At 36.2% G+C, this 25,349-nt stretch carries 29 protein-coding genes; 15 read left to right on the top strand and 14 right to left on the bottom strand.

All coding sequences use genetic code 11. The features are described from left to right. Nucleotides 1-14 precede the first annotated feature (14 nt). Nucleotides 15-434: a hypothetical protein gene (locus V4D30_RS07830; protein WP_353683768.1), complete on the top strand. Its 420-nt coding sequence runs from the start codon at nucleotides 15-17 to the stop codon at nucleotides 432-434. Here the strand turns inward: V4D30_RS07830 and pstB are convergent. The 7 genes from pstB to V4D30_RS07865 all read right to left on the bottom strand — a co-directional run bounded on the left by pstB (nucleotide 431) and on the right by V4D30_RS07865 (nucleotide 6,682). Next, nucleotides 431-1,189, bottom strand: a complete 759-nt coding sequence (pstB, locus tag V4D30_RS07835) for a phosphate ABC transporter ATP-binding protein PstB (RefSeq protein WP_353683769.1) — start codon at nucleotides 1,187-1,189, stop codon at nucleotides 431-433. The two genes, V4D30_RS07830 and pstB, sit on opposite strands and share 4 nt — an antisense overlap. Further along, a complete protein-coding gene (pstA, locus tag V4D30_RS07840) occupies nucleotides 1,186-2,025 on the bottom strand; it encodes a phosphate ABC transporter permease PstA (protein ID WP_353683770.1) in 840 nt (279 codons plus the stop codon). Before pstA ends, pstB begins: the two co-directional genes overlap by 4 nt. Next, entirely contained in the window at nucleotides 2,022-2,951 is a 930-nt protein-coding gene (gene pstC, locus V4D30_RS07845) for a phosphate ABC transporter permease subunit PstC (protein ID WP_353683771.1), read from the bottom strand. The genes pstA and pstC overlap by 4 nt, the downstream gene beginning before the upstream one ends. A 74-nt stretch (nucleotides 2,952-3,025) precedes the next feature. After that, a complete protein-coding gene (locus V4D30_RS07850) occupies nucleotides 3,026-4,300 on the bottom strand; it encodes a family 1 glycosylhydrolase (RefSeq protein ID WP_353683772.1) in 1,275 nt (424 codons plus the stop codon). Further along, entirely contained in the window at nucleotides 4,248-4,946 is a 699-nt protein-coding gene (locus V4D30_RS07855; RefSeq protein WP_353683773.1) for a HAMP domain-containing sensor histidine kinase, read from the bottom strand. Before V4D30_RS07855 ends, V4D30_RS07850 begins: the two co-directional genes overlap by 53 nt. Then, nucleotides 4,939-5,955, bottom strand: a complete 1,017-nt coding sequence (locus V4D30_RS07860; protein WP_353683774.1) for a GGDEF domain-containing protein — start codon at nucleotides 5,953-5,955, stop codon at nucleotides 4,939-4,941. The genes V4D30_RS07855 and V4D30_RS07860 overlap by 8 nt, the downstream gene beginning before the upstream one ends. Next, a complete protein-coding gene (locus V4D30_RS07865; RefSeq protein WP_353683775.1) occupies nucleotides 5,945-6,682 on the bottom strand; it encodes an EAL domain-containing protein in 738 nt (245 codons plus the stop codon). The genes V4D30_RS07860 and V4D30_RS07865 overlap by 11 nt, the downstream gene beginning before the upstream one ends. Before the next feature lie 179 nt (nucleotides 6,683-6,861). On the opposite strand from V4D30_RS07865, the gene V4D30_RS07870 reads away from it, so the two are divergent. The 5 genes from V4D30_RS07870 to aroD all read left to right on the top strand — a co-directional run bounded on the left by V4D30_RS07870 (nucleotide 6,862) and on the right by aroD (nucleotide 10,606). Further along, the gene (locus V4D30_RS07870) at nucleotides 6,862-7,551 is read left to right on the top strand and encodes a PHP domain-containing protein (RefSeq protein ID WP_353683776.1); all 690 of its coding nucleotides are present in this window, start codon (nucleotides 6,862-6,864) and stop codon (nucleotides 7,549-7,551) included. 2 nt (nucleotides 7,552-7,553) lie between these two features. Beyond that, nucleotides 7,554-8,726, top strand: coding sequence for a ceramide glucosyltransferase (locus V4D30_RS07875; protein WP_353683777.1), 1,173 nt, complete (start codon nucleotides 7,554-7,556; stop codon nucleotides 8,724-8,726). 8 nt (nucleotides 8,727-8,734) lie between these two features. After that, nucleotides 8,735-9,451, top strand: a complete 717-nt coding sequence (locus tag V4D30_RS07880; RefSeq protein ID WP_353683778.1) for a metallophosphoesterase family protein — start codon at nucleotides 8,735-8,737, stop codon at nucleotides 9,449-9,451. A gap of 11 nt (nucleotides 9,452-9,462) precedes the next feature. Beyond that, nucleotides 9,463-9,834, top strand: a complete 372-nt coding sequence (locus V4D30_RS07885; protein ID WP_353683779.1) for a response regulator — start codon at nucleotides 9,463-9,465, stop codon at nucleotides 9,832-9,834. A gap of 76 nt (nucleotides 9,835-9,910) precedes the next feature. Beyond that, a complete protein-coding gene (aroD, locus tag V4D30_RS07890; RefSeq protein WP_353683780.1) occupies nucleotides 9,911-10,606 on the top strand; it encodes a type I 3-dehydroquinate dehydratase in 696 nt (231 codons plus the stop codon). A gap of 44 nt (nucleotides 10,607-10,650) precedes the next feature. On the opposite strand, the gene pstS is transcribed toward aroD, so the two are convergent. Next, nucleotides 10,651-11,655, bottom strand: coding sequence for a phosphate ABC transporter substrate-binding protein PstS (pstS, locus tag V4D30_RS07895; protein WP_353683781.1), 1,005 nt, complete (start codon nucleotides 11,653-11,655; stop codon nucleotides 10,651-10,653). Between the two features lie 171 nt (nucleotides 11,656-11,826). On the opposite strand from pstS, the gene phoU reads away from it, so the two are divergent. After that, nucleotides 11,827-12,531, top strand: a complete 705-nt coding sequence (phoU, locus tag V4D30_RS07900) for a phosphate signaling complex protein PhoU (RefSeq protein WP_353683782.1) — start codon at nucleotides 11,827-11,829, stop codon at nucleotides 12,529-12,531. On the opposite strand, the gene V4D30_RS07905 is transcribed toward phoU, so the two are convergent. Genes V4D30_RS07905 through V4D30_RS07930 form a run of 6 tightly spaced genes read right to left on the bottom strand, consistent with a single transcriptional unit; the run spans nucleotide 12,517 to nucleotide 15,505 of the window. Then, entirely contained in the window at nucleotides 12,517-12,852 is a 336-nt protein-coding gene (locus V4D30_RS07905; RefSeq protein ID WP_353683783.1) for a hypothetical protein, read from the bottom strand. The two genes, phoU and V4D30_RS07905, sit on opposite strands and share 15 nt — an antisense overlap. Continuing rightward, on the bottom strand, nucleotides 12,849-13,283 hold the full coding sequence (locus V4D30_RS07910) for a ClpXP protease specificity-enhancing factor SspB (protein WP_353683784.1): 435 nt from the start codon (nucleotides 13,281-13,283) through the stop codon (nucleotides 12,849-12,851). Before V4D30_RS07910 ends, V4D30_RS07905 begins: the two co-directional genes overlap by 4 nt. Further along, nucleotides 13,280-14,053 (bottom strand): prolipoprotein diacylglyceryl transferase, encoded by a 774-nt coding sequence (lgt, locus tag V4D30_RS07915; RefSeq protein WP_353683785.1) that lies wholly within the window; start codon nucleotides 14,051-14,053, stop codon nucleotides 13,280-13,282. The genes V4D30_RS07910 and lgt overlap by 4 nt, the downstream gene beginning before the upstream one ends. A 3-nt stretch (nucleotides 14,054-14,056) precedes the next feature. Continuing rightward, a complete protein-coding gene (locus V4D30_RS07920; protein ID WP_353683786.1) occupies nucleotides 14,057-14,479 on the bottom strand; it encodes a HEPN domain-containing protein in 423 nt (140 codons plus the stop codon). Continuing rightward, a complete protein-coding gene (locus V4D30_RS07925) occupies nucleotides 14,460-14,801 on the bottom strand; it encodes a nucleotidyltransferase domain-containing protein (RefSeq protein ID WP_353683787.1) in 342 nt (113 codons plus the stop codon). The genes V4D30_RS07920 and V4D30_RS07925 overlap by 20 nt, the downstream gene beginning before the upstream one ends. A gap of 11 nt (nucleotides 14,802-14,812) precedes the next feature. Next, a complete protein-coding gene (locus tag V4D30_RS07930) occupies nucleotides 14,813-15,505 on the bottom strand; it encodes a ubiquinone/menaquinone biosynthesis methyltransferase (RefSeq protein WP_353683788.1) in 693 nt (230 codons plus the stop codon). A 252-nt stretch (nucleotides 15,506-15,757) separates the two neighbouring features. Between V4D30_RS07930 and yajC the strand changes: the two genes are divergently transcribed. The 8 genes from yajC (at nucleotide 15,758) to V4D30_RS07970 (ending at nucleotide 25,233) form a co-directional block, all read left to right on the top strand. After that, complete coding sequence (gene yajC / locus V4D30_RS07935; protein WP_353683789.1) at nucleotides 15,758-16,108, top strand: preprotein translocase subunit YajC; 351 nt, start codon at nucleotides 15,758-15,760, stop codon at nucleotides 16,106-16,108. Between the two features lie 9 nt (nucleotides 16,109-16,117). Next, on the top strand, nucleotides 16,118-17,740 hold the full coding sequence (gene secD / locus V4D30_RS07940) for a protein translocase subunit SecD (RefSeq protein WP_353683790.1): 1,623 nt from the start codon (nucleotides 16,118-16,120) through the stop codon (nucleotides 17,738-17,740). Continuing rightward, entirely contained in the window at nucleotides 17,737-18,642 is a 906-nt protein-coding gene (gene secF, locus V4D30_RS07945) for a protein translocase subunit SecF (protein ID WP_353683791.1), read from the top strand. Before secD ends, secF begins: the two co-directional genes overlap by 4 nt. A 1-nt stretch (nucleotide 18,643) precedes the next feature. Further along, entirely contained in the window at nucleotides 18,644-20,353 is a 1,710-nt protein-coding gene (gene recJ, locus V4D30_RS07950; protein WP_353683792.1) for a single-stranded-DNA-specific exonuclease RecJ, read from the top strand. 1 nt (nucleotide 20,354) lies between these two features. Further along, nucleotides 20,355-21,149 carry a 3-methyl-2-oxobutanoate hydroxymethyltransferase gene (gene panB, locus V4D30_RS07955; protein WP_353683793.1) on the top strand — a complete coding sequence of 265 codons (795 nt, stop codon included), beginning with the start codon at nucleotides 20,355-20,357 and terminating at the stop codon, nucleotides 21,147-21,149. A 15-nt stretch (nucleotides 21,150-21,164) separates the two neighbouring features. Continuing rightward, nucleotides 21,165-22,376: a tyrosine--tRNA ligase gene (tyrS, locus tag V4D30_RS07960; protein WP_353683794.1), complete on the top strand. Its 1,212-nt coding sequence runs from the start codon at nucleotides 21,165-21,167 to the stop codon at nucleotides 22,374-22,376. Between the two features lie 286 nt (nucleotides 22,377-22,662). Beyond that, nucleotides 22,663-24,939 carry a GNA1162 family protein gene (locus V4D30_RS07965; RefSeq protein WP_353683795.1) on the top strand — a complete coding sequence of 759 codons (2,277 nt, stop codon included), beginning with the start codon at nucleotides 22,663-22,665 and terminating at the stop codon, nucleotides 24,937-24,939. A 15-nt stretch (nucleotides 24,940-24,954) separates the two neighbouring features. After that, nucleotides 24,955-25,233, top strand: coding sequence for a hypothetical protein (locus V4D30_RS07970; protein WP_353683796.1), 279 nt, complete (start codon nucleotides 24,955-24,957; stop codon nucleotides 25,231-25,233). Nucleotides 25,234-25,349 lie beyond the last annotated feature (116 nt).

Below are 25,349 nucleotides of genomic sequence, written 5' to 3' on the forward strand. Positions count from 1 at the left end.
TATGGAGGTTAGAGATGAGAAAGATTATTATCATCTTTTTAATATTACTTCTTTTTGGTTGCGGAGGAAAAAAGCAGGTCAAACCGCAATCTTATGAATACTCATATAGCACAGAGGCATTTAAAGTTGTAGATGAAATAAGGCAGGCTTATCAAAATAAAGATAATGCTGGAATAAGAAAAAACTGTTCAGAATCAGCTTATAGAGAGATAATTGCATCAATAAAACCCTTTGATAAAGCAGAGCTTGAATTTACCCCTGTTCTTGCTGAGTTGGAAAAAGATGGATACAGACTTTATGTTTCATGGAATGGAAAATGGAGTTATCTCGGCAAGGAAACAGAAGAACGGGGGCTTGCAATCTTTTTTATGAAAGGTAATCCTCCGCGAGTTGAAAAAATCCTGAGGGGCAATCCTTTCAGATATCCAGATTAGCCAAATCTACCAGTGATGTATTCCTCTGTAAGTTTGTTTGATGGAACGGTAAATATTTTGTCAGTTTTGTCATACTCAATGAGTTCACCGAGCATCATAAATCCTGTCCAGTCAGATATTCTTGCTGCCTGCTGCATGTTGTGAGTAACAATTATAATTGTTACTCTATCTTTTAAAGAGACAATCAATTCTTCAATCTTTCCTGTTGAGATAGGGTCAAGAGCACTTGTGGGCTCATCAAAAAGTATAATTTCAGGCTCCACTGCCAGTGCTCTTGCAATGCAGAGGCGTTGCTGTTGTCCTCCACTCAGTCCAAAGGCATTTGTATTCAGTTTATCCTTCACTTCATCCCATAGCGCAGCATCTTTCAAAGCTTTTTCAACCCTTTGTTTTAATTCTGATTTATTTTTTATTCCTTTAAGTTTTAAACCATAGGCAATGTTGTCAAATATTGTCATTGGAAAAGGAGTGGGTTTCTGAAATACCATACCGATTTTGCTTCTCAATTCAATCAGGTCTGTATCTTTTGAAAGTATATTCTTTCCCTGAAAGATTATTTCTCCCTCATATCTGTTTCCAGCATAAAGATCGTGCATTCTATTAAAACATCTCAGCAAGGTGGTTTTTCCACATCCACTTGGACCAATAAGTGCTGTAACCCTGTTTTTATACACCGTCATGTTTATATTTTTAAGAATGTGAATGCCTCCTGTGTAGTAAAAATTAAGATTTCTTACCTCAATTTCAGGATTCAATCTTTATACCTCCTTTTTATAAGAATCCTTCCAGCGATTGTTGCAAAAAGGATAAATACAGTTATCATTAAAGAAGCACCCCATGCCTGTGTATGCCAGTCTTCATAGGGTCCCATAGCATACTGAAATATGGTTACAGTAAGGGATGCTATTGGCTCATTCATGTTTGTGGAGAAAAAGGCATTGTTGAACGATGTGAATAACAGTGGTGCTGCTTCTCCTGTAACTCTTGCAATGGCAAGAATAATTCCGGTTAAAATTCCAGTTGCTGCACCACGGTAAACAACCTGAATAATTACTTTGTAGTAGGGTGCTCCAAGAGCAAAGGCTGCTTCTCTTAATGTCCAAGGGATGAGAGAAAGCATATTCTCCGTTGTTCTTAAAACCGTGGGAATCATAATGATACCAAGAGATACACCGCCTGCCCATCCGCTAAAATGTCCAAGAGGCTTAACAAAACTTGCATAGACAAAGGCACCTACAATTATTGCAGGTACACTCACCATAATGTCTGCAAGAGTGCTTATTACTTTTGAAATCTTATACTTTCTTCCATATTCAGCAAGAAATGTTCCTCCAAGAACTCCAATTGGAACGCCGATTAATGTGGCACATATAGTAATCATAAAGTGCCCAACAAAGGCATTTCTCAATCCTCCACCTTCTTGTCCTGGTGGTGCAGGATCATTTAAAAAAAGAGAAGGAGTTATTGCAGAAATACCATGCCTCAAAACATCAATAATTATAAAAAATAACCAGAAAATACCCCATAAAGCAGTAAGAAAACATGCAAACAGTGCTAAACTGCTTATTATTTTTCTTCTTTTTCTATTCATCTTTTTTCAGCTTTTACAAGAAAAAGTTTAGCCATTGCAAGAATTGCAAAACTCATAATAAATAAAAGAAAAGCAAGGTAGTAAAGAGAGCTTAGATAAATGTCTTTATCAGCTTCTGTAAACTCATTGGCAAGCTTTACTGTCACAGTGGCAGCAGCTTCAAAAAGTGACTTTGGAATCTGATTTAGATTTCCAAGAACAAAGGCAACTGCCATTGTCTCTCCCAGGGCTCTTCCAAGAGAAAGCCCTACTCCACCGAGAACTCCTAATTTTGAATAGGGCATTACAACATCTTTTACAACTTCCCACTTTGTAGCTCCCATGGCATAGGCAGACTCCTTAAGCACCGCTGGTGTAAGATTGAAGGAGTCCCTTGCAATTGATGCTGTAAAAGGGATAATCATGATACTTAAGATAATGCTTGCAGTAAAAAGATCAACGCCAAGCGGTGTTCCTTCAAATAGTTTACCAATTAAAGGAATCTTACCTATTGTTGACTGGAAAAATGGCTCAATATGCTGGCTCATTATTGGTGCAAGAGTAAATAATCCCCACATTCCGTAAATTATACTTGGAATTGCAGCTAAAAGTTCTATGCTTGTGCCAATAATACCTTTCAAAAAAGAAGGTGCGATTTCAGTAATGAATATCGCTATTCCAATGGCTATTGGTGTGGCAAGCAGCAGTGCTAAAAAAGCTGTAATAAGAGTACCAGTTAAAGCAGGCAATGCACCAAAGAGTTCCTGAACAGGATCCCATTCTGTTGAAAAAATGAATCCCTCAAATCCAAATTTATTCATTGCGGGAAGAGATTCTTTAAAAAGCACTAAAAAAATACCGAATGTAATAATGATTACACTGAAGGCTGTTAATGCTGTAAGCATTAAAAAAACAAAGTCTGTTATCTTGCCTTTCTGCTTGGACATAATCGAAATATTATACACGATGTTATGTTACAGTAATGTTAAAAATCTACTGTCTTAAGGTGAATCTCCTTGATTTAATGATATCTTGATTTAATGATATAAGAATAAAATGAAGCTGCTCTTGTTGGCGATCTTCTGTAATTTCTGAAATCAACCCTGTAAAGTCCAAATCTTGCATCAAGACCGTGAAGCCACTCATAGTTGTCAATCAAAGACCAGTAAAAGTATCCTCTTACATCAATTCCTTCTTGTATGGCAGTTTCAAGAACATCAACATGGGCTTTGATGAATTTTATTTTTCTGTTGTCATCCTTAGTGGCAATCCCATTTTCTGTAATGATAAGAGGAACTTTGAGTCTGGATGCATATCTCAATACCTTTTTCAGTCCCTTTGGATATATCTCCCATCCCATGTCTGTAAGCCCTCCTCCATTAATGTCTTTATGCCTGAACTCAACAAAAAGTTTTTTAAAGGGATTAAATCGCATATGAACTCTTGTATAGTAGTTTATTCCAAAGAAATCAAGTTTTCCCTGAATGGGCACATCCACTTCAATGGTTTTTCTAAATGGAATGGGAAGCCTGATTTTACCATCCATAAAACCTTCAATAATTGAATGATTGTAAAATCTTTTTGCCACCTTGGCAAGAATTCTATCAAAGGGATTCCATGTGAGCCATGGTGCAAAAACTGCCATATTGTGAGCTATGCTTATCATGGCATTTTTATTTATTAAATGAATCATGTCATAGAGTTGTCCGTGACAGGTGAGTATATTTTTTAAAGCCTTTATGGCAAGATTTAAATCTTGCTGCCCTGGAGGAATACATCCTTCAATGTAGCCACCCAGTATCAATAAATAGGGTTCATTGAAGGTAATCCAGTAATCCACTCCCTTTATATTTTCAATAAGTCTTTCCACATACTCTTTAAATTTTTCAATGGATTTACGAGTATGCCAGGGATACTTTTTTATGAACCATACAGGATGGGTAAAGTGATGAATTGTAACCATGGGGGTTATGTTGTTTTCATTTAAAAGGTCAATTATTCTCTGATAATGTTTTACCACATCTTTGTTCCAGTAGTTCTCTGAAGGCTGAATTCTGCTCCATTCAATGGAAAACCTGTATGCATTGACTCCAAGATTTTTGATAAGCCTTATGTCTTCTTTGTAAAGCTCATAGTGATTGGTAACCTTAGGATTGAGATTAAAAATGCTGTCCCATGTTGACCAGTCAGCATAGGGAGAGCCTTCAAGCTGAAATGCTGAAGTAGCAACTCCCCAGAGAAAGTTATTCTTTGTAATTCTTAGGGATTGTGATATAAACTGTCGTTCCCTTTCCATATTCACTTTCTATTGATATTTCTCCGCCTAACATATTCAATAATTGCCGTGTAATATACAGACCAAGCCCTGTGCTGTCACATTTTCTTTCATGGGAGTTTTCTAATTTACAGAAAGGATGAAAAAGTCTGTTAAGCTCTATATCCTTTATTCCCTTACCTGTGTCCTCTACTGTTATGGTTACAAAGTCTCCACTATCAAAGAGGCTAAAAGTAATGCAGCCTTCTTTTGTAAATTTTGCAGCATTTGACGCAATATTGAGTAGTATCTGTTTTATTTTCACTGGATCTGAAACTATGTAAAAGCTTTCCAGAGGATAATTAAACTTTACCTCTACGGGTTTTGGACCTAACATTATTTTCGTTAAATCAACCATTTCAAATAGAGTTTCTACTATGTTAAACTCTTCAGGATAAACTTCTGATTTACCATGATTTATCTTGCCAAATTCTATAGTATTGTTAATAAGTGTTTTAAGATAAAATGCCGAAGACATGACTAAAGATAGATATTTTTTTAGTTTCCCTTCATCTGCCTCCTGTATGCTCAATTCAATAAGTTTTGTAAGGTTAATAATGTTGTTCAAAGGTGATTTCAATTCATGAGAAAACATAGCAAGGTATGAAGAAATTTTTCTATCAATCATTTCTTCTTTCTTTGAAAATTACAGAGCCTTTGTTAATTTTTGCTCTTCTTTTTGCTTCTGCCTTTATTTCTGCTGCAACAGAAGCAAGTTGAGCATAAGATGCAATATGTCGAGTTTCAGTGCTTACAATCGCACAGGAAAGAGACAGAAGAGAGAAAACCTCTTCCTCTCCCTTTCTATTCTTTGAAGTGTAGTATCCTCTAACAAAGTCATCTCCATGCAACTCAGGAAGATAGCATTCAAATTTTTCAACTATTGATTCTGCTATGGGAATTGAATCCTCTGGCAGACACAGCACTATGAAATCATCTCCACCGATATGTCCTGCAAAATTATTTCGGTAATTTCTTAGGGTCTCTGAAATAATTTTACCGAGAATTATTATAACTTTATCACCACTGCTGAAGCCGTAATGATCATTGTAAGGCTTGAAATTGTTGATATCTATGTAAATGGTATCAAAACTATTTCCATTTGAAATTCTTCTCTCTGTTTCTCTCTGTATTGCCCAGTTACCGGGTAAACCTGTAAGTGGATTTGACTCCTTAGCAAGTATTATGGTTTTTTGAGTTATAGCATTTAATAGAATATTCACTGGAAGAGTTCCAAAATATTTATCATTTTTGGTGACTATGATATCATCATAAAGATTTTCTATAGGTCTTGATTGAATGAGCATTGAGGCTTCCTCAATTGTAAGACTGTAGTCAAAAAGTAAAGAAAACCTTTCCATGACCTCACATACACATTTTCTTGCATTTAAATGGATTCCGTATCCGAATCTACCAAGAATAGTCTTTTCTAAAAATTTTGTTCTGCTCAATTGACCAACTACCATCTGTCTTTCATCAATCACCGGAATCAGGCTGAGTTTTTCATCTTTCATAAAAATGAAAAAGGCATCTGTAACTGAAGCCTTCATTGTTAATGGAGGGATCCTTTCAGCTATGTCACCAACAAGAAGATCAAGAGTGATTATCTCATTTTTTATAATTTTATCAGTTACCATCTTTAATTATGGTTGAAGCAGGCATTCCAAGATAATAACCCTGCAGGAGATCAACTCCAAGTCTTAATGTATCCACTAACTCTGCCTGAGTTTCTATACCCTCAGCAACCACCATTATGTTTTTCTCGTGACATATAGCCAATGTAAATGCCACAAAGGATTTACATACAGAATTTTCCCTCAGACAGGATATAAAGTGTCTGTCTATTTTTACTATGTCTGGCTCTATAAGGCTTAGAAGCTTGGGTCCACCAAAGCCTGCACCAAAATCATCAATTGCTATTTTATAGCCACGGCTTTTGTAATAATTCACAGCTTTAATAAAAATTTCATAATTTTCAATTGTTGTTTGTTCAGTTATTTCAAGTACAATTCTCTCTTTAGGGAAACTAAACTCATCTGCAAATATATCAGTCAATCCTAATTGATGATTGGGATGTAAAAGTGTCTCTGGACATACATTCATAAAAAGATAATCATTAAGACCCTGTATGCATGCTTCTTTGAGAGCATTTCTTCTGCATAACATGTCAAGAAGGTATATAGAGCCATTTTTCTTAGCTTTTTCAAATAGATTTCTTACATTGATCTTTTTTGATTTATGTCTTGTAAGAGCTTCATATCCAAAAATTTTACCTGTTTTTGCTACAAAAATAGGCTGGAAATGGACTGTTAAATCAGAATAAAGCTTTACACTTTCAGCTGTTTCAGTTTGTAGTTGAAGCATATTGTCCTCCTTGAAAGCTTGTATATTTAATCTTTGTTATATTTAATTATTACAAAGAAATGTTACAGCAGTTTTAAAACAGTGTTAAAAAAAGGTTAAATTTAAGCAAATATTTAACAGAAATTTAATTTTAATTTAATATTCCTGTAACTTTCAGAAGTTATTATTAAATTAAAAGTATGCTTTTATGTGACTTCCATATCCATACTAAATACTCCGATGGTTCAATGGAACTAAGAAAAGTTGTTGACCTCTTTGGCCAGGCAGGTTTTGATGTAGTTGCCATAACAGACCATGTGGTAAATGGAGACAGCATGATTGGAAAGCTTGCCCATAAATTTAGATTTACCATTACAGAGAAAAACTTCAATGAATATCTTGAAAATGTCAGATATGAAGCAGAGAGAGCATGGAATAAGTATGGGATGCTCGTTATCCCTGGAGTTGAAATAAGCAAAAACTACCTTTCCTCTGATAAATCAGCTCATATTTTAATAATTGACATAAAAGATTATATTCCTGCCTGTGAGTCCTACGAAAAAATATTTCTTGAAGCAAAAAGGCAGAATGCTATAGTAGTAGCCTGTCATCCCCATCACATGAAGGGAGAGATAAGAAATACTCTTTATTTATGGAATAACAGGCAAAAATACGGAAAGTATATTGACGCATGGGAGATTGCCAACAGGGATGATGTTTTCAATGTGGTAAGTCTTAAAAGGTATCCTTACATAGCAAACAGCGATTTTCACAAGCCAAGACATCTTTATTCATGGAAAACTCTTCTTAATTGTGAAAAGGATTCAGAAGCTGTTAAAAGATGTATAAAAAATAACAGAGGTGTGGCAATAACACTTTTCAGGAGGTAAAAATGATTTTATGTCTATTAGTCTTTTTAGTGTTTGTTAGTATAACTGTTTATATTTTACAGGTCATAGCATTAAAAAGAAAAATGAGAGAGAACTACAATAGAGTAAATCTTCCTCCAATCTCAATTATTAAACCCCTTAAAGGGCTTGATGATAATCTCTTTGACAACCTTGAAAGCTTTTGCAAACAGGACTATCCTGATTATGAAGTAATTTTATCCATTGAAGACATAAATGATCCTGCCTGCAGAGTTGCTGAAAAAATCAGAAATAAGTATCCCTCATTGGTAAAGATAATCATTGATAATACGTCAAAGGCTTTAAATCCAAAAGTGAAAAATATGATTGCTGCTTATAGAGAGTCAAAATATGAGTATTTTTTAATCAGTGACAGCAATGTCTTTGTGGATAAGGATTATTTGAGAAAAACTTTATCTGCTATGGATGAAAATACAGGTCTGGTTACAAATCTTATAGTGGGAGTAGGAGGTAAAAGCATTGGTGCAAAGCTTGAAAATCTACAGCTTAACTCCTTTGTCATGCTCAGCACATGCTTTCTTGAAAAATTCTTGAGGATGCCTTGTAGCATAGGGAAGTCAATGCTTATGAGAAAAAGCAATTTTGAGGAGATTGGAGGTTTCAATGCTGTGGGCAATGTGCTTGCAGAGGACTACATCCTCGGAAAGCTAATGCATGAAAGAGGTAAAAGAGTGGTTCTTTCAAACTATACAATAAAGAATGTTAATGAATTTTGGTCTTTGAGAAGATTTCTAAACAGACATTCAAGATGGGCAAAGATTAGATGGAAGATTGCTGGTTGGAAGTATTTTTTAGAGCCAATAAATAATCCATTATTTTTAGCATCCTTTGTCCCATTGATATATGGATTTACAAGATTTTCAATGATTTTATTTTTAATTACTTGCCTTTACAAAGTTATCCTTGATGTTTATGTAGCAAAACTTGTGAGATTTAAAATTGGATTCTCATTCTTGCTAATTCCAATTAAAGACCTTATGATGGGAGTTTTATGGTTTGTTCCGCTTTTTTCAAACAAAGTAATGTGGAGAGGCAATGTTTATACCATTGGAAAGGATACGGTACTTTTTGAACAAAGAAGAACATGGAGCATAAAGAGCATATATTTTAAATTCAGGGAATCATTGACTTCATAGGAGCAAAAATGAAAATTGCCATATTAGGAGATATTCACGGAAATATTGAGGCATTAAAGGTAGCCTACAGGACTGCATTGGAAACTGGCGTAGATAGAATCTTTCATCTTGGCGACCTGGGTGGATATGCCCCATTTGTAAATGAGGTTGTTGATTTTCTTATTGAGCATAATATCCCGGGAGTTCAGGGTAACTATGATGAGGCAGTCGCCCTTGATAAACCCCACTGCGGTTGTAAATATGAAGATGAATTTCAGGCAGAGATGGCTCATATCTCCTTGGAATGGACAAAAAAACATGCAAGTGACAGAGCAAAGGAATATATGAAAAATCTTCCTTTTTCCATTGATTTTTTGGCTGAGGATAAAAAGGTCAGCATCTTTCATGCAACGCCAACGAAAAACAACCTTTACTGGTATGAGGAAAGACCTGATAAGTTTTTCTTTCAAATGGCAGATAAAGCAAAGGCAGATGTGATGATTTATGGACACACCCACATACCTTATTTCAAGAAAATCAATGAAAAATACTTTATCAACGCTGGAAGTGTGGGTAAACCAAAGGATGGAGATCCAAGAACCTGTGTTTGCCTCGTTGAGATTGGTCAGGACCATTTTAGAACTGAATTTATAAGAAAAGAGTATGACATTAAAAAGACCGTTGATGCAATTATTGAAAGGGGGCTTCCCCCTTACTTTGCTCAAAAACTAATGCAGGCGAAATAGGGAGGTAAAATATGAACAGAGGAAGAATTTTAATAATTGATGACAGACAAGATGATTTAAGCCTTACAAAAGAGCTTCTTGAAAAAGTTGGCTACAATGTTGTTGAAAATCTTGGATGGCTTGGTTCAACAAAGACAATAAAAAACTTCAAGCCTGATTTAGTCCTTCTTGATGTAAATATGCCAGCTTTGTCAGGAGAAAGGCTATATGAACTACTGGAGAAAAATTTAAAGACAGAGGGAATTCCAGTACTGTTTTACTCTTCCATGGACGAGAACTTTTTAAAAAGATTAGCATTACAAAAGAGGGTAGATTATATACCAAAGGGAGATGTTTTTCAGCTATATAAAAAGATTTCCTTTTATATTAAAAAGTCCTATTAGCTCCTCCCACTCCCCTCCTCAAAAATAATCCCCGGGTTTAAAGACTCGGGGATATTTTTGAATTTCCTTAAATTAATTGTTAAACTTAAATATGCTTTTGAAAAACATACCTGCAATAGCAGTGGTACTAAATGATAGAGATGTCCTATCTCTTAAAGAGAATTCATTGAAGGATACTGATCTTATTGAATTAAGAGTTGATATGTTTGAAAATCTCATGGAAGTTGAAAATATCTTTAATACTGCAAGGAAAAAATTCAATCTTCCCTTAATTTGCACAATAAGGTCTCCGCAAGAAGGCGGCATGATAGATATTCCTGATAGATTGAGTATTTATTTTAAAATGATTCCTTTTTGTGATTTCTTTGATATAGAGATTTTTTCTGATGAAGCAGGTGCCTTACGGGAACTCAGTTTAAAAAATAACATTAAGCTTATAGGTTCCTATCATAGATTTGATACAACACCCTCCACAGAGGAACTGGAAAGGGTTTTTGAGAAAGGGTTTAATCTTGGTGTAGATATAATTAAGATTGCCACAATGGTTAATGAAAGGGAGGACATAGAGAGACTTTCTCTTTTCTTATTGAATCACAGAAAAAATAATATTATTGTAATCGGAATGGGTAAAAAGGGTAGATTAACGAGAGTAATTTTTCCTGCCCTTGGCTCTCTCATTACCTACGCCAGTTTAAACATTTCATCAGCTCCAGGACAGATTTCTTTGCAGGATATGGTAGATATTTTCAGAAAACTTGATTTAAGGGATTAAAAAAGGAAAGGCAAGCCCGAAGAGGCTTTCTTCGGGCTTGAATGTTATTTTATATATGTTTTCCAATAGGCTCTTATTTTATCTTTAACAGATTTCGGAAGAGGGACATAATCAAGCTTTTTAGCAGTTGAATCTCCGTGTGTGAATGCCCAGTCAAAGAATTTTATTACAGATTTGTTTACATCATTTTTATCTCTTGCAAGAAGAATATAAGTGGCTCCTGTAATGGGCCATGATTTTTTACCTGGAGCATTTGTCATCCATGCATAAAAGTGCTGTTTAGGGTCAAGTTGAGCAGTTGCTGCTGCATCGGCAAAGCTTTCAAAATCAGCTACTACAATCTGTCCTGCTGGATTTTTAAGTTTTACTGTGCTAAGTTTATTCTGTTTTGCATAGGCAAACTCTACATATCCAATGGAATAGGGAGTTCTTTTAACATAGTTAGCCACACCTTCATTGCCTTTACCGCCAAGTCCTGTTTTCCAGCTTACCGATGTTCCATAACCAACAGAGTCTGCCCATCTTTTACATACTCCACTTAGATAGTGGGTAAATATAGCAGTTGTTCCAGAACCATCAGAGCGATGAACCACTGTAATAGGTTTTGCAGGAAGATTTAGATTTGGATTGAGAGCTTTAATTTTTGGATCATTCCATTGTTTAATCTCACCAAGAAATATCTCACAAATGGTGGTTCCATCAAGAACCAATGTGTTAGATGGGATTCCCGGAATATTAACAACAGGCACAACACCACCTATTACAGCAGGGAATTGAAGAAGCTTAGACTTTTCAATCTCCTCAGGTTTAAGTGCCATATCAGAGGCACCGAAATCCACTGTTCTCTCTGTAATCTGTCTGATTCCTCCACCAGAACCAATGGACTGATAGTTAATCTTAATTCCTGTTGCTTTGTTATAGTCTGAAGCCCAGCTTGAATACAACGGATAAGGGAAAGTAGCACCAGCTCCATTAAGCATCTCAGCAGAATGTGCGAGCGTGAAACTAAAAAGCAAAACAATGAGACAAGCTAAGGATAAATACCGCATAAAAACCTCCTTTTTTAAGATTTTCAGGGACAATGTCCCATGATTTATTTAAATGATATCATGGGTTATGTTAAAACAAAGTTACAGCAATATTAAATTTTTGTTAAAGACCTACCATTTATGGTGCAAAAATTGTTAAAATGCTTTAAGTTATCCAGACAAGGAGGCAGTATGGGAATCTTAGAAAATGAATTAAGAAAATTAAAGGAAAAAATACTTATACTTGGTTGCCTTGTTGAGGAGGGGATTAGAAAATCGGTTAAAGCTTTGATTGATAGAGATATTGACCTTGCAAAACAGGTTATATCAAGGGATAATTTAATTAACGGGCTTGAGGTTGAAATAAATGAGGAATGCATTAGGCTTATTGCGTTAAGACAGCCGATGGCAAAGGATTTAAGATTCATCACCACAGCAATGAAAATAAGCACTGACCTTGAGCGAATGGGAGATTTTGCAGTCAACATAGCTGAAAGAGCGATAGAGCTTGCACAGGAGCCTTTTTTGAAGCCCTTTGTCAATATCCCAAAAATGGCTGAGATTACGGAAAGTATGGTTGAAGATGCAATAAATGCTTTTGTTAAGGAAGATGTAGATTTGTGCTATGAGGTTATTAAAAGAGATGATAAAGTTGATGAACTGTTACAGAATAATCACAATGAACTTTTCGGACTTATGGTAAAAAATCCTGAAATAATTCCTCTTGCTCTTAAAAGAATGTTTATTGCCAAATACCTTGAGAGAATTGCAGACCATGCCACAAACATAGCTGAGATGGTCATCTACATGGTTGAGGGTAAAATGATAAGAGGCAGCTTCGTTACAGAGGAAATACACAAGCTCTGTCTGGAAGACTTTATGTCAAGGCAGAAATAGATTTATCTCATATGTGCCAATGCTTACTTTCTGAGCAAGCCCTTCTTTCCACAGAGTATCTGTTATTTTAAGCTTTTCTTCTTTTGGAACAATAATAATCATTTTGTTTCCCTTTGAAAGCAATTCCTTCCATTTAGTGATTCTATCAGGACTTATTTCCTTTTCTGTGACTATATCAATGTATCCGATGACCATTCCGTAACTCATAATTTTTAAATCCGGTGGAGGCTCTTTTACAGGCTCTAACTCCTGCCCAGTTCTGCTTAGCCTTTGTTTAAGTTGCTGAATTAGAAGTTCTTTCAAATATTTTTCCGTGCTCACTTTTTCTTCCTTAGTTTTGTAATGTCTATAACTTTTCCTTTATCTTCCATGTCACTCTGCTTGGAAGTCTCATTTATTTGCTCTTCTTTGTTGGTTTTTTTAACCACAGGCACTGAAAGCTGAACTCTCAGGTCAGGAGAGAAAACTGCAGCAATTGCATTTACTGGGATGTAGCATTTTTCGGGTGTGCTACCAAATACAAGTGTTGCAGTAATGGCATCATTTTCCCAGTTGAACTTCATTCTACTGTTAAAAACAAGAATAAGACCTCTTTCCTTTTCCTCTGGAAGAAATCCTCTTTTACCAATTACAACACTTTCATCATAGTCAACAACAATGAAAACTCTGCCAGCAAGCTCAAGCAAATCAAAAAATGTTTGTCTTTTCAGGTCATTGAGCCTTCTGATTAATTCATCTGTAAACTCAATCATTTTCTACTCCTGTAAAGGATTAAACCCAGACCTGCTAATATCATAATACTGCATAAAATCTGTCCCATTGTGAATATACCCAGAATATAGCCAATCTGAGGGTCTGGCTCACGGAAAAACTCTACAAAAAAGCGAAATACTCCGTAAAGAATCAAAAAAAGGGACGAGATAATTCCGGAACGGCTGAATTTATCCTTTAAAAACCATAAAATAACAAATAATGCAACTCCTTCAACTGCAGCCTCATAAAGCTGACTTGGATGCCTTGGAAGAGGTCCTCCTTCAGGAAAAATCATCGCCCAAGGAACATCAGTTATTCTTCCAAAGAGCTCTCCATTAATAAAGTTACCTATTCTGCCAAGGCCAAGTCCAATTGGTGCTGTAAGAACAAGCATATCAGTAAGGGTTAAGAAATCAAACTTTTTTGCCCTTGTAAAAAGCCATGCAGAAACTATAACTCCAATAAGACCGCCATGAAAAGACATTCCACCCTGCCATATGGCAAAAACCTCAAGAGGATGTTTTATGTAGTAAGGCAGATTATAAAATATCACATATCCAAGCCTGGCACCTAAAAGAAGTCCCAAAATCAGGTAAAAATAAAGATTTTCAAGAAAGTCCTTTTCAACCCTTAAGCCTCTTCGCTTAATCTCGCTTCTTACAATTAAGTAGGAGCATATAAACCCGATAAGATACATTAATCCATACCATCGGATTGATAGAGGACCTATCTTTACAATTTCAGGACTTATGTTGGGATAGGGAATCATAGCTTAATCCTTTAATTCAGATATTAGTTTTGTTCGCACTGGTTTGACAGTTTTTAAAAACTTATCTGCCTTATCAAGGGCTTCCCTTGCATCTTCTTCCTCAATTTTTTCAAAATCGCCATAATCCACATCTTTTCTCAATAAAAGAAGCTGATTGAAAATTTTCAACATTTCTGCTGGTAGTATCCCTGGCTTTATAAAATGAAGGGAAAACATTGTTTTCGCTCCATCATGAGTAATCGGGTCTAATCCTTTCAGTATCAAAAGAGACCTGATTCCATGTAAAACAGCGTAGTATGCTCTATTTGTTGCCATTTTATAGCTTTTACTTTTAAAGGCAATCTCTCCATCTTTTAAGGTTTCTAAGGCTTTTTCAAATCTGTATTCTGATAAAGCTATTTTATCACTAATCGTGAGCTTTTCCATAAAAAAGCCTTCCTTCATTTTTTATGTTTCTATAAAAGGTTGTGTTGAATTTTTTTTCCTTTTCAAAGAGCTCTGATGATTTTACAACAGGTGAAAAAGGTATACCTGTCCTTATCTCCTCCTCATTGAATATATCAACTATTCTGTCCACTATATCTCTATTTCTCTCCCTTACAATTACAAGCACATCAAGGTCAGAATCTCCTTTGAAATCACCCCTTACCCTTGAACCAAAGGCTGTAACTGATATGAGCTCATCTCCCAGTGCTTTCTTGAGCCTGTCAGCAATTCTTTTAAGTGCTCTCTTTTCCTCTAAAAACATAATTTATTTTATCATAATGGATTCTTCTTTCCCACATACAAATAAACTGAACGGAAACTTAATGGAATAGCTTTTATATTCCTAAAGCTGCAATTTTCAAGAAGTTTTATAATTTCACGGGGTTTATAAAATCCCTCAATTGATGAGCCAAGATATTCATAGGCAGAACGAACTGAAAAAACAGAAGCAATAAAGGGAACAATTTTTTTTAAGTATAAAAGATAGGGTTTTCTGAAAAATCCATCTGGAATGGAAAACTCAAGAATAACAATCCTGCCGCCCTTTTTTATAACTCTGTAAATCTCTTTCACTGCAGATTCTGTTTCATGCATATTTCTTATGCCAAAAGCACAGGTCACAGCATCAAAACACTCGTCTCTGAAAGGAAGTCTATAGCCAGATGCAACGACTGCAGAGAAGAAAGCATTTCTCTTCTTTTTTTTAATTTTTTTATTCCCAGTCCGTAACATTTCAAAGCTTATATCAACACCGACCACTTTAGCTCCTCTTTTTAATAATGCTCTGGCAGAATCTGCAGTTCCTGTTGCAAGGTCTAAAACAATGGTGGTACCGCCATTCACTGCATGCTCTGCCATTTTTTTTCTCCAGAAAAAGTCCTGTCCAAAGGAAAGCAGATGATTGAGAAAATCATATCTGCCTACAATCCTGTCAAACATAGATTTAATCTGTTGAGTTTCTTTCATATCAAGAATTATAGCATATCCTAAAATTGCTGATAGAAACTGTCATTGCAAGCCTGTTACATATTATCATTCCGAACCTTTTTCCTTATCATTCCGAGCCCTTTTTTGTCATTCCGAACGGAGTATGAGCGGAGTGAGGAATCTCTTCATTAATGGCTTTCTATCGTTAATTTAGGGATATTCACCGTTACTTGAGATTTTTTGCTTAAGCTTGCTACTATAAAAAGATTTAAAAAATTTTGGAGGTGAATTATGAACTTTTTAAATTTGATATCAGAAGCATATGCAATGGGACCTGCACCGCAGGGTACAGCACAGGGCGACCCAATAATGAGCCTTATTGCAAGCATTTTACCCCTGGTTTTGATTGTAGTTGTTTTTTATTTTTTGCTTATCAGGCCTCAGCAGAAAAGGGCAAAAGAACACAGACAGATGCTTGAGAATCTTAAAAAAGGAGACAAGGTAATCACAGTAGGCGGAATATACGGAGTTGTTGAATCTGTAAATCCCAATACAGTGGTTTTAAAAATTGCGGAAAATGTAAAGGTTAAATTTTCAAAACAGTCAGTTGCTGCATTAAGACCACCAACAGACGAGGATTAATAAGAATTCATGAGAAAAAGCATTTATCTGAGAATTGCACTGATACTGGCAACTGTTATTTTAGCATTCATCTTCTTTTTACCAAATACTCCTTTTTTTGATTCCATGCCTGATTGGTGGAAAAAAAATATGCCTCATAAAGGAATTGTTCTCGGGCTTGATTTAAGAGGAGGTTCTCATCTTGTTTTTGAAGTTGACCTCAAAAGAGCAAGAGGAATAACTGTGGAGAGAATTGGTATGCATCTTCAAAGTCTTCTTGAAAAAAAGGGGATAAAAGCAACAGTAAAAACTGTAGGCGAGAAAATATTTATTCAGCCTTTAAACGATGAGGTAAAAAAGCTCATAAAAGAAAACTATCCTGATCTCTCCATCTCTGTTCAGGGTAATAATCTTGTATGCGAACTTCCAGAAACTGCATTTAAAAGAGTAGAGACTACATCTGTTGAGCAGGCAATTGAAGTAATTCGCAACAGAATTGACCAGCTTGGAGTTGCTGAGCCAACAATACATCGTCAGGGAGAAAATGAAATAGTGGTTCAACTGCCTGGGGTAAAGGACCCTAAAAAAGCCCTTGAAATTATTGGTAAAACTGCTCAGCTTGAGTTTAAACTTCTTGATGAAGAGACTCCTCTCTGGAAAGAACTGCCATCACTGATAAAAGCTGGAGAAGAAGAGGCATTTTTAAATCAATGGAAAAACAGAATTCCTGAAAGCGATGAGATAGTTTTTCAAAAAATCATCAATAAGGAAACAGGAGAAGTTTATAAAAGACCATATATCGTTAAAAAAGAAACTCTACTTACTGGAGACTTACTTGCTGAAGCCCATGTAAGCATTGACCAGAGATTTAATGAACCCTATGTATCTCTGAGATTCAATGATGCAGGTGCAAAAATTTTTGAAGAAATAACAGCAAAGTATGTTAAACAAAGACTCGCCATAATACTTGATGGAAATCTCTATTCAGCACCTGTAATTCAGGAAAAAATTGAAGGCGGTAATGCCCAGATTACAGGAAGCTTTACTCTTGAGGAAGCTAAAGACCTTGCAATTGTTCTCAGAGCTGGTGCACTTCCAGCACCTGTTAAGCTTATTCAGAATGTAACAGTTGGTCCTACCCTTGGAAAGGACTCCATTGAAGCAGGCAAAATGGCTGTAATAGTTGCAGCGGTTTTTGTTTCTTTGTTCATAATTTTTTATTATCGCCTAAGTGGAGTTATTGCTGACCTTGCTTTGATTTTAAATATTATTCTTCTTATTGGTGCTCTTGCAGCTTTAAATGCAACCCTTACATTACCCGGAATTGCAGGAATTGCTCTTGCAATCGGGATGGCAGTGGATTCTAACGTTCTTATGTTTGAGAGAATAAGAGAGGAACTGAAGCTTGGAAAAACTCCAAAAGCTGCAATTGAGTCTGGATATAAAAAGGCATTCTGGACTATATTTGACTCCCATGTTACAACTCTTATAACAGCAGCAGTGCTTTTTCATTTTGGTTCTGGACCAATAAAGGGATTTGCAGTAACGCTGTCACTGGGTGTTGCGATAAATCTTTTTACAGCTTTAATTGGAACAAAAACAGCTTTTGACTTTATATACACTGGAAAGGAGCGTAAGAGCCTGAGCATATGATACAGATATTGGGTAAAACAAATATTGATTTTCTCGGGAAAAGATACATTGCCTTTGGTCTGTCCTGTATAATGATAATTCTTGGAATTTTTGCAATTTTTCAGATTCATGCTGGCAGGGCGAATCTCGGTGTTGACTTTGCCGGAGGATTGAGTCTTCAGATAAGATTCTCTCAACCTGTAACTCTTGCTGAAGTCAGAGCAGTGGTTGATAAAACAGGAGTAAAAGACGCTGATATACAGGAACTTCCTGCTGAAAGAAAGATTCTCATAAAACTAAAAAAACAACAGGAAGGCGCTCAGGAAGCAATTGAAAAAGCCCTTAAAGAAATTTTACCAGGCAAAGAGCCTGTGATTGAATCAATTACTGAAATTGGTCCAAAAATTGGAGAAAGAACAAAAAGAGATGCTCTCCTTGCCATTGCTGCTGCTACTGTAGGAATACTATTATACATTGCCATAAGATTTAGATTCCATTTTTCAATTGGTGCAACAGTGGCAACATTTCATGATGTTATGGCTGTGCTTGGAATTTTTTACATCCTTAACAAAGAGATAAATCTGATTTTTATAAGTGCTCTTTTAACAATCGCTGGATACTCTCTTACTGATACTGTTGTGGTCTTTGATAGAATTCGTGAAAATCTCGGTAAAGTGGCAAAAGGCACAATGACGCTTGAAGCATTGATGAACAAAAGCATAAATGAAGTTTTATCAAGAACAATTGTAACATCTCTTACAACATTTCTGTCAGCGGTAGCGCTCTTTTTCTTTGGAGGAGAGGTTCTGCATGACTTTGCCTTAGCAATGATGATCGGAATAGTAATTGGAACCTATTCATCCATATTTGTGGCAAGCCCTGTGGTCTTATTGCTTGGCAAACATTCTTTATTAAAAAGATAAAATGCAATACAGCGAATGGATTGTTGTTAAGACAAATCAGGATTATCTTCAGTATCTGTCTAAGTCCTTAAATATATCAATTCCCATTGCACAGGTTCTTGTATCAAGGGGACTTAAAGAGGTAGATGAAATATATTCCTTCCTGAACCCTTCAATGGATTTAATTGATCCCTTCAGCATTTCAGGAGTTTATGAAGCTGTAAGAATAATAAAGGATGCGATAAACTCAGGCATAAAAATTTTTATCAATGGAGATTATGATGCTGATGGATTAACAGGGACTGCAATTCTTTATGACATTTTGAAAAAGATGAAAGCTCAAGTTTTTTATCACATTCCCCATAGAATTCATCACGGATACGGTTTAACTAAAACAAGCATTGAAGAGGCAAAAAAAGCAGGAGCAAAGCTCATCATAACTGTTGACTGCGGAATAAGAGACTTTGAGATGGTTCAATACGCAAAAAAAGAGGGAATTGAGACAATCATCACAGATCATCATGAACCATTGAGAATAGATGGAGAATTGGTGCTTCCTGAGGCTTTAACCATAATCAATCCTAAAGTTGATGAAAACTCTCCATATACATCTCTGGCAGGTGTAGGAGTTGCTTTCATGCTTGCGATGGCTTTAAATTCTGAAGAAGCCATGCAGTATCTTGACCTTGTAACACTCGGAACCTATGCTGATATGGTACCTCTTAATACCACAAATAGAGCACTAATAAAACAGGGATGGGGACTTCTTGAAAATCCATGTAGAGCTTCAATTAAGATATTAAAAGAAATAGCAGGAGTAAATTCAAACATTATCAAAAATTTTCATTTAAGTTATTGCCTTATACCGAGAATAAATGCACCTGGAAGAATTGACCATGCTCAAGATGTAGTAAAGTTTTTTACTTCCGAGGATATTGGAGAAATTGAAAACATTGGACAGTGGATAAATCAGATAAACTCTTTAAGACAAAAAACAGAAGAAAAAATTATGGAGGAGGTTGAAAAGAAGCTGGATAATGAATTTAACGACGAAGCCGTTGTTGTACTATGGGGGGACTGGCATCTTGGAGTTGTTGGCACAGTGGCAAGCAAACTTCTTGATAGATTTAACAGACCTGTATTCATCATGGCAATAGACGAAAACAAAGCAAAGGGTTCTGCAAGAGCTCCCAGTGGTGTTGATTTACAGAAAATGCTTTGCAGTTGCAAAGACCTTCTTATACGCTTTGGAGGTCACAAGCAGGCAGCAGGAGTAATGCTTTACAAAGAAAAGCTTAATGAATTCAAAGAAAGGCTTTGCAAATTAGCAGAAAGCATGGATATGGAGCCAAAAAATGTGCTTCAGCTGGATGCTCAGGTCAGTTTATCAGAGGTCAATGAAAAACTCACAGAAGAAATAAAGCTTCTTGAACCTTTTGGAGAAGGAAATCGTGAGCCCATTTTTGGAGCAAAAGAGCTTACTGTGGTAAATTTAAGAAAGGTGGGCAGTAATCATCTTAAAATGTCTTTAAGGCAAAATGGAAAATATATTCCGGCAATAGGTTTTGATATGGCAGGAGAACCAATACTTGAGGGATGCCTTGTTGATGCAGCATTTACTCCAGTGATAAATGAGTGGGAGGGAGTAAGAAGTCTTCAACTTCAACTTAAGGCAATTAGAAGGACACAGAACCGCCTCATGGGCGTTCAAAATTCAAAGGCTAAATTTTAAAATGAGGTTCACTGTTACTGATTTACTGGATAAAAAAAAGCAAAAACAGAAAATCACAATGCTTACCGCTTATGACTATCCCTTGGCCCATCTTATTGATGAAGCGGGAATAGATATGATTCTTGTAGGAGACTCTCTTTCAATGGTAGTTCAGGGAAATGAAACAACACTTCCTGTAACAATGGAAGAGATGTTATATCATACAAAAATTGTTGTAAAATCAACAAAAAGAGCAATGATTGTGGCTGACATGCCATTTATGTCCTATCAGGTAAGTGTTGAGGAGGCTGTAAGAAATGCGGGTAAACTTATAAAAGAGGCAGGTGCACAGGCTGTCAAACTTGAAGGTGGAAGAGAAATTCTCTCTCAAGTAAAAGCTATTACAGAAGCAGAGATTCCTGTTATTGGGCATCTTGGACTTACTCCTCAGGCAGTGCTCAGAATGGGAGGATACAGGCTTCAGGGTAAAACAGAACAGCAGGCAAAAAGAATAAAGGAGGATGCATTAAGACTTCAGGAAAAGGGTGCTGTGGCAATAGTGCTTGAAGTAATTCCTTCAGAGCTTGCCCAGGAGATAACTGAATCTCTTGAAATTCCAACAATAGGTATTGGAGCAGGTCCTCACTGTGATGGACAGGTTTTGGTAATACATGATTTGCTCGGACTTTTTGAGAGATTTACGCCAAAATTTGTTAAAAAATACGCAAGTTTAAAAGATGAAATTCTGAAAGCAGTAAAACAATATAAAGAAGAAGTTGAAAAAGGCGAGTTCCCTGACAAACAACATTCTTTCTAAGGCAAAGGAGGACAGATGGTTACACCTGAAAAACAGCTTGAAATAATTAAAAGAGGCACTGTTGAGATAATTCTTGAAGAAGACCTCAAAAAAAAGCTTGAACGCTCCTGCAAAGAAGGAAAACCATTAAGAATAAAAGTTGGTTTTGATCCAACTGCACCAGACATACATCTCGGACATACTGTGCTACTTGAAAAGATGAGGCAGTTTCAGGAACTTGGTCATGAAGTTATATTTCTTATTGGCGATTTCACTGGAATGATAGGAGACCCTTCAGGTAAAACAGAGACAAGAAAGCCTCTTACAAGAGAGGAAGTCCTGAAAAATGCCGAAACATACAAAGAGCAGGTCTTCAAAATTCTTGATCCAGAAAAAACGGTGATAATGTTTAACAGTGAATGGTTTAACAGAATGACAGCACTTGATATGTGCAGACTTGCAGGAGCAGAGACTGTAGCAAGAATGCTTGAAAGAGAGGACTTTAAAAAACGCTTTACAGAAGGTCGTCCCATATCAATTCTTGAGTTTCTCTATCCTCTGCTTCAGGCTTATGACTCCGTTTACTTAAAAGCAGATGTAGAACTCGGTGGCACTGATCAGAAGTTCAATCTTCTTATGGGAAGACAGTTAATGAAGATGTACGGAATGCAACAGCAGGTAATAATCACAATGCCTCTTCTTGAGGGGCTTGATGGTGTGCAAAAGATGTCTAAAAGTCTTGGTAACTACATTGGAATAAACGAACCACCTGATGAGATGTTTGGGAAAATAATGTCCATCAACGATGAATTAATGCTCAAGTATTACGAACTTCTGAGTCATATATCAATTGAAGATCTCAATGAGCTTAAAAATGGTATAAAAGAAGGAAGAATTAATCCAAGAGATGCAAAGGAAGCTCTTGCAGTGGAAATTGTTACAAGATATCACAGTAAAGAGCTTGCAGAGAAAGCAAGAGAAAACTTTGTTAAACTTTTCAGAAAAAAAGGGATTCCTGAAGACATTGAGACTGTAGAGGTAAAGGATGAAGGAGAAGGAATCTGGCTTCCAAAAATAATGAAAGAACATGCTCTTACAACAAGCACCTCAGAGGCAATAAGGCTTATCAAACAGGGTGCTGTCAAGATTAACAATGAGCTCACGATAAATCCTGATATAAAACTTAAAGCTGGGGAGTATATTTTAAAGGTGGGCAAAAGAAGATTTATTAGAATAAAAGTGAGTTAACTCATCCTGAACCTCTTTTTCTGTCATTCCCCTCTGCCTTGTCATTCCCATATTTTTTGTCATTCCGAGCCTGCCAGAGACAGGCGAGTAATCTCCTCCTTACTGAAAAAGAAGAGATTGCCACGCCCCACTCCGTCGGGCTCGCAATGACAGAAGGACAGGAGATTCCTCGGGCGGGATGCCACCCTCGGAAGGCGAAGAATCTCCTCCGCAGTTAATGTGAAAATTACCTTGAAATCATTTCGATAAAGCATTATAATTTGAAAAAAGCCTTAGGAGTGCGTTAATGAAAAAAACTTTGTTTGTCTTCTTTATTGTTTTGTTTATCGCTTCCTGTGCTACCATGCCTGAGGTAAAAAAGGAAACCCCTCAAGGAGAAATATCAGAGGAAGAGCTTCCAAAAACAGTTGCCATTCTTCCTTTTGAAAATAAAACAGAAGAGCTTGGAATAGCAAATCAAGTAAGAAAAGCCTTTTACAATCACTTTAGCTCTAAGCCTTACAGGGATATTGAACTGAACATTGTTGATGAAAAAATAGTTCAGCTTGAAAAATCAAAGGGCAAAAACATCCTTGACATCCAACCAAAGGAGATATGTGAGGCTCTTGGATGCGATGGATTGATTTACGGTAGAGTTACGGACTATAAAAAAATTTATGCAGTTGCCTATTCACAGCTTGGCATAGAAGCTGAAGTCTGGATGATAAATACAAGGACAGCAAAAGAGATTCTTAGACTGAAAGACTCTGTCAGATACCATGAGGGTGGAGTTCCACTCTCTCCATTAAGTGCGGTCATAACAGCAATCTCAACAGCAATGAACATAAGGGATATTCAACAGGTAAGAATGCTCAATGAACTTTGCTATAAATTCAATGCAAAAATTCCTTCACCATCTGGTATAGTTGAGGAAAGACCTGTAATTAAAGAGGTTCTTACAAATGCTAAGGATTCTCCCTTTGGCAAAGGAAAACTCATACAGGTTGGTTTAGAAGGAGACAGAGGAATGGTTGCTACCTTTGATATTGGTAACTTTAAAAGAGGCATAGCCATGAAAGAAACTCAGCCTGGAATTTACATTGGTGAGTATGTTGTTATGCCCGGTGATAATGTAAAAGAAGCTCCCATAGTTGTATCATTAAGAAAACCAGGCGGGTATGAAACTCAATGGATTGATGTAAGTGGATTTATTACAATTGACACAACACCACCTCCTCAGGTAACAGGATTAAGAGCTAAAGGCTTTCATGACAGAATTGAAGTTTCATGGCAGGCTCTGAAAAATGTTTCTGATTTAAAGGGCTATAAGATTTTAAGAAGTGAACAGCCACTTACAGGATTTAAAGAAATTGGAAAGGTTGAACTCTCTTTCTTTGAAGACAGAGCATTGGAGCATGGAAAAGTTTATTACTACAGAGTCATTGCATATGATACTGCGGGAAATGAATCGGAAATACAGGATTCTGTAAAAGCTTCTCTCACAACCATTGAGTCTCAGATAATCTCAGGAACAATTGAAAGAGACACCGTGCTTTCAGGGATTTACATTGTTAAGGATAGCCTCAGAATACCAAAAGGTTTAACGCTGACAGTTGAGCCTGAGACAAGAATAATGTTTCATGAAAATTCTGAGCTTACTGTTGAAGGTAAGATCGTCATAGATGCAAAGGACGCTTCTGTTGAGTTTGTTTCAGCTACTGATAAAAAATGGAAAGGAATAACTGTTAAAGAAGGAGATTTAAACATAAACGGATTCAGGCTAAAGAATGCACACACGGGATTGATTTTAAATTCAGCTCGTGGTTTTGTTGAAAACGGAGTAATAACCTACTGTGATACAGGGATTTTAATATCAGGAATTCCCTCTGCTTCAATTAAAAACTTAACAATTTCAGGAAATAAAACAGGAATTGAGCTTTTAAAAACAGATTCTACAATTTCCATGAACAACATATTCCAGAATGAGACAGGCATTAAGATTAACGGATTTTCAGGCGAGATAAAGGATAACAACATTTATGATAATACTCTGAATATTTCTTCAGAAACAATTGTAAAGATTGCTCCAAATTACTTTGGTTCAATAAACATTGATGAGATGAAGCTTAAAAATATTCATGTAAGCAGTGTTTATAATCTTAAACTTCCAGAAGGGAAAGTTGTAAATGCCATTGCCAATCCCTATTCAGGTCTCTCTCAGGAAGAAAGGCAGAGAAAGGCAACAGAACTTGTTATTGAAGGTGGAAACTACTTCAGACAGAGAAACTATGGAAAAGCTGTAACACTTTTTGAAAAAGCACTTAAAGCTCAGCCAACTGCAGAGGTTTACTACTATCTTGCTGTCTGCTATCAGGAGATGAGAGAAGATGAAAAAGCATTGAATTATCTCGTAGAGGGGGTGGAAAAGTTTCCAAAAGACTCAACACTAAAAAGATCCCTTGGTTTAATGTATTACCAAGCTGGAAAGGAAGATGAGGCGAAAAAGATTTTTGAAGAAGTTTTGAGACTTAACCCAGAGGACAGACAGGTAAGATTTTTAATGGAACGATTAACAATTAAATAATTCAGGAGGTTAAAAATGAAAAGATTAGTTTTAGCAATTTTTTTGATCGGACTGATGTTTACCTTTGCTTCATCAGGGTTATCAACAACAAAATCCGTTGAGCAGTTTAATTCATGTAATATTAACTCAGAAAATACTCTTCTTGCAGAATCGGCAAACTGCTCCCAATGGAGTCTTCAGTTAAATGGTTGCTATGAGAGAGTATGTTGCTGTGATAAAAACGGGCAACACTGGTGCGAAAGATGCTGTCCTGATAAAAATGGCAAATGCACTCCGTATAAGGTAAAGTGTTAATTGTTGAATAAAAAACGCTAAGTGTCTACTCCTTATTGTGCAGGTAATTGAAGATTAAGTCAGTCTTGAAAATTTTCTATCGGCAATCTTAAAGTAGCTAAAAAAATTTTTAAAAG

It is taken from the genome of Thermodesulfovibrio sp. 3907-1M (assembly GCF_040450955.1).
Classification (GTDB): Bacteria; Nitrospirota; Thermodesulfovibrionia; order Thermodesulfovibrionales; family Thermodesulfovibrionaceae; genus Thermodesulfovibrio; species Thermodesulfovibrio autotrophicus.

Excerpts from the sequence above, each read along its gene's own strand:
- V4D30_RS07830 (WP_353683768.1), top strand. The coding sequence starts at position 15 with ATGAGAAAGATTATTATCATCTTTTTAATATTACTTCTTTTTGGTTGC.
- pstA (WP_353683770.1), bottom strand. The coding sequence starts at position 2,025 with ATGAATAGAAAAAGAAGAAAAATAATAAGCAGTTTAGCACTGTTTGCA.
- pstC (WP_353683771.1), bottom strand. The coding sequence starts at position 2,951 with ATGTCCAAGCAGAAAGGCAAGATAACAGACTTTGTTTTTTTAATGCTT.
- V4D30_RS07850 (WP_353683772.1), bottom strand. The coding sequence starts at position 4,300 with ATGGAAAGGGAACGACAGTTTATATCACAATCCCTAAGAATTACAAAG.
- V4D30_RS07855 (WP_353683773.1), bottom strand. The coding sequence starts at position 4,946 with ATGATTGATAGAAAAATTTCTTCATACCTTGCTATGTTTTCTCATGAA.
- V4D30_RS07860 (WP_353683774.1), bottom strand. The coding sequence starts at position 5,955 with ATGGTAACTGATAAAATTATAAAAAATGAGATAATCACTCTTGATCTT.
- V4D30_RS07865 (WP_353683775.1), bottom strand. The coding sequence starts at position 6,682 with ATGCTTCAACTACAAACTGAAACAGCTGAAAGTGTAAAGCTTTATTCT.
- V4D30_RS07870 (WP_353683776.1), top strand. The coding sequence starts at position 6,862 with ATGCTTTTATGTGACTTCCATATCCATACTAAATACTCCGATGGTTCA.
- V4D30_RS07875 (WP_353683777.1), top strand. The coding sequence starts at position 7,554 with ATGATTTTATGTCTATTAGTCTTTTTAGTGTTTGTTAGTATAACTGTT.
- V4D30_RS07880 (WP_353683778.1), top strand. The coding sequence starts at position 8,735 with ATGAAAATTGCCATATTAGGAGATATTCACGGAAATATTGAGGCATTA.
- V4D30_RS07885 (WP_353683779.1), top strand. The coding sequence starts at position 9,463 with ATGAACAGAGGAAGAATTTTAATAATTGATGACAGACAAGATGATTTA.
- pstS (WP_353683781.1), bottom strand. The coding sequence starts at position 11,655 with ATGCGGTATTTATCCTTAGCTTGTCTCATTGTTTTGCTTTTTAGTTTC.
- phoU (WP_353683782.1), top strand. The coding sequence starts at position 11,827 with ATGGGAATCTTAGAAAATGAATTAAGAAAATTAAAGGAAAAAATACTT.
- V4D30_RS07910 (WP_353683784.1), bottom strand. The coding sequence starts at position 13,283 with ATGATTGAGTTTACAGATGAATTAATCAGAAGGCTCAATGACCTGAAA.
- lgt (WP_353683785.1), bottom strand. The coding sequence starts at position 14,053 with ATGATTCCCTATCCCAACATAAGTCCTGAAATTGTAAAGATAGGTCCT.
- V4D30_RS07920 (WP_353683786.1), bottom strand. The coding sequence starts at position 14,479 with ATGGAAAAGCTCACGATTAGTGATAAAATAGCTTTATCAGAATACAGA.
- V4D30_RS07925 (WP_353683787.1), bottom strand. The coding sequence starts at position 14,801 with ATGTTTTTAGAGGAAAAGAGAGCACTTAAAAGAATTGCTGACAGGCTC.
- V4D30_RS07930 (WP_353683788.1), bottom strand. The coding sequence starts at position 15,505 with ATGAAAGAAACTCAACAGATTAAATCTATGTTTGACAGGATTGTAGGC.
- yajC (WP_353683789.1), top strand. The coding sequence starts at position 15,758 with ATGAACTTTTTAAATTTGATATCAGAAGCATATGCAATGGGACCTGCA.
- secD (WP_353683790.1), top strand. The coding sequence starts at position 16,118 with ATGAGAAAAAGCATTTATCTGAGAATTGCACTGATACTGGCAACTGTT.
- secF (WP_353683791.1), top strand. The coding sequence starts at position 17,737 with ATGATACAGATATTGGGTAAAACAAATATTGATTTTCTCGGGAAAAGA.
- recJ (WP_353683792.1), top strand. The coding sequence starts at position 18,644 with ATGCAATACAGCGAATGGATTGTTGTTAAGACAAATCAGGATTATCTT.
- panB (WP_353683793.1), top strand. The coding sequence starts at position 20,355 with ATGAGGTTCACTGTTACTGATTTACTGGATAAAAAAAAGCAAAAACAG.
- tyrS (WP_353683794.1), top strand. The coding sequence starts at position 21,165 with ATGGTTACACCTGAAAAACAGCTTGAAATAATTAAAAGAGGCACTGTT.
- V4D30_RS07965 (WP_353683795.1), top strand. The coding sequence starts at position 22,663 with ATGAAAAAAACTTTGTTTGTCTTCTTTATTGTTTTGTTTATCGCTTCC.
- V4D30_RS07970 (WP_353683796.1), top strand. The coding sequence starts at position 24,955 with ATGAAAAGATTAGTTTTAGCAATTTTTTTGATCGGACTGATGTTTACC.